Consider the following 2,358-nt stretch of genomic DNA (forward strand, 5'->3'; position numbering starts at 1 on the left):
AAGTCGCTCTGGTTGCCTGCATGCGCAAACTGTTGACCATCCTGAATGCGATGCTCAGAAAGAACGAAGAATGGGATGAATCCTACCATCAGGTTACTACGTAATTTTGTTGGTCAAGACAGTTGCTGGCTTTCTGTCAAAATCATTAACAAAATTAAGAATATGCTGCCCGCTATGGCTATCGTATAAGATTTTATTTAAACAAGATAGATCAATTTTATCTTCTCCTGTTTGAAAATCCATGATCCTATCCGGGGCACTCGATTTTGAATCTTCAAACGACAAATAAACAAAAATATTTCTTTCTACTGGGCCAGTTCTCAACGGTGAGGAATGATCTACATATTTAAAATCTGTTTGCTGCTCACTATTTTCTGCGTTATTGGTATAATAACTGTGATAAGAAAAAAAATTTGATGAACTATTATTTGTGCCATTAGTTTGCCTAAATGTTGCATCTCTACCCCAAAGTATCTCTTGCCCTAAGCAACCATAAATAATATCTCCGCCAGCACCACCTTTAATTACATTACTGACATTATTACCAAATATAGTATCTTGCCCATAACCGCCTAGCACGTTTTCAATAACCGTATTTTTTGCGATCGAGACATTCTTTATCCATCCTCCGACATTTGAAAATGAACCCGAATTTAAATTAATCAGTTGAGTTTGAGAGTAACCAGAAAAATCTAATGTATCATTCCAGCCTGCATCCCATACTGAGAATATACAACCGATACGTGGGTCACTAATTGTATACCAATCTTTATTAGTGTTGGAATTAAAGCCATAAACATCATCGCCAGTTCATGTGAGCATATTCGCGCCATAAAGCGCTTGAACAGCCGCAATATCATCTATAAGCGGTGCTGATGCATAAGAACCATGAAAATAACCGCCAGTATTATTTTCTGGCCAATAGCTCATCACACTATACTGACGGCTATCTTCTTCATAAGGCGCGTTGGCCAAATAACCAACATCTTCTTGTGTATTTGTATTCCAGCTAAGTGTCTGAGTTTGTTTATTAATTGATACTGAATTGTAGTCACACGGGTGGGAAAGCTCTATTGCATGACCTATTTCATGTTCAAATAATAATCTACCGTAATTTCCCGGATAAGGAGCTAAATTTTGATGATTTTGGGCATTAAACCAGCATTGTCCTGCTTGTGGTCCACTATCTGGTAAATAAGCAAATGCCTGACCTTCTATGCTGTGAAAATTACCAAAATTGATATTTGTTGTTTGCGAAGCATCTTCAATAAAAGTGATATTAGCAACATCAGCCCAGCTATCTAATGCCATTCTAGCTTGTGCCTGCTGATATTCTGTTAGTTGATCGTAAGCATCATAAAACTCTTGCCATAGGCTAAAAGAATAAGTAACTGTTGCAGGTTGCCCAATTTGATGCTCACTATTCCAGGTGGCGTGTTGACCGGCTTTATCAATACTATAAGAGTCTTTCAAGTTTTTGGTTTTATCTTTGCCTCGTACATCTGCTCGCAAAGTATCAATTACCCATTGCGAAATGTTTGAAATTTCAAAAAGGGATAAAGGTTGATATGGTGATACAGTCGATAATGGTATTAATCCAGCTCCATTCTGTTTAAAATTGGTATGCCCTCCCCCTATTACCGACATGATTAGCCCCTTTCAACAAATATTGAAAAAAACAAATTACCAATTAAATTTATGCTTGTTTTTTATTTTTTCAAATTTTTGTTGTAATTTTCTCTTTATTGCATTAGAAGTGGCAAAATTATTTTTGAACAATAAATAATTTCTAGCGTTAACAATTAAGGCTTAAGGCGTAAAAAATAATATATTTCAATCAATTATCGATTCTCCTCAAATAGAGTTATGAAACAGAATATCTATCTCATTATCATCTAATGTAGGGCACCTCGAAAATCTTGAGTTTTTCGAGGTGCCCTATAGTGTTTAAAATTATTATTGCTATATTCTTTTACTTGCGTATATATTTTTTCCATCTTTAATATCCTATTATTCATTTATTATTAATTTTATATGTAAGTTACAGAGTAATTTAAATCGTTTATGATATTCGATTTCATTATTTAAATAACATATTAATTATATTATAAATAAAAAGTTATAAAACATATTATTGCTTATATTTTTGGAATATAAATAAAGAAAAATATCAGCCTCATTTATAAAAAATTTCAAAATGAAGCTAAATATTATAATAAAATCCCATTATTACACGAGTTTCGCAGTCTCTAAAAAAGAAGTATAAATTTAAAAACAAGAAAAAATCAGGATGTTCATATTTTGTCCGGTTATCCATGCATTAAAGATATCTATAAAATATTCTTGCAAGTAAGCAGT

Annotated in this window: 1 protein-coding gene and 2 pseudogenes; 1 reads left to right on the forward strand and 2 read right to left on the reverse strand. The window is 33.2% G+C overall.

The window, feature by feature from the left end; genetic code table 11:
* Nucleotides 1-104: pseudogene (locus CBG25_RS06190) on the forward strand (IS110 family transposase); the annotation flags it as partial.
* Here CBG25_RS06190 and CBG25_RS06195 read toward each other — a convergent pair.
* Nucleotides 97-798: pseudogene (locus CBG25_RS06195) on the reverse strand (M10 family metallopeptidase C-terminal domain-containing protein); the annotation flags it as partial. The pseudogenes CBG25_RS06190 and CBG25_RS06195 overlap by 8 nt on opposite strands.
* A gap of 12 nt (nucleotides 799-810) precedes the next feature.
* On the reverse strand, nucleotides 811-1,647 hold the full coding sequence (locus tag CBG25_RS06200; RefSeq protein WP_290605344.1) for a hypothetical protein: 837 nt from the start codon (nucleotides 1,645-1,647) through the stop codon (nucleotides 811-813).
* Nucleotides 1,648-2,358 lie beyond the last annotated feature (711 nt).

The organism is Arsenophonus sp. ENCA, assembly GCF_002287155.1.
GTDB lineage: Bacteria > Pseudomonadota > Gammaproteobacteria > Enterobacterales > Enterobacteriaceae > Arsenophonus > Arsenophonus nilaparvatae.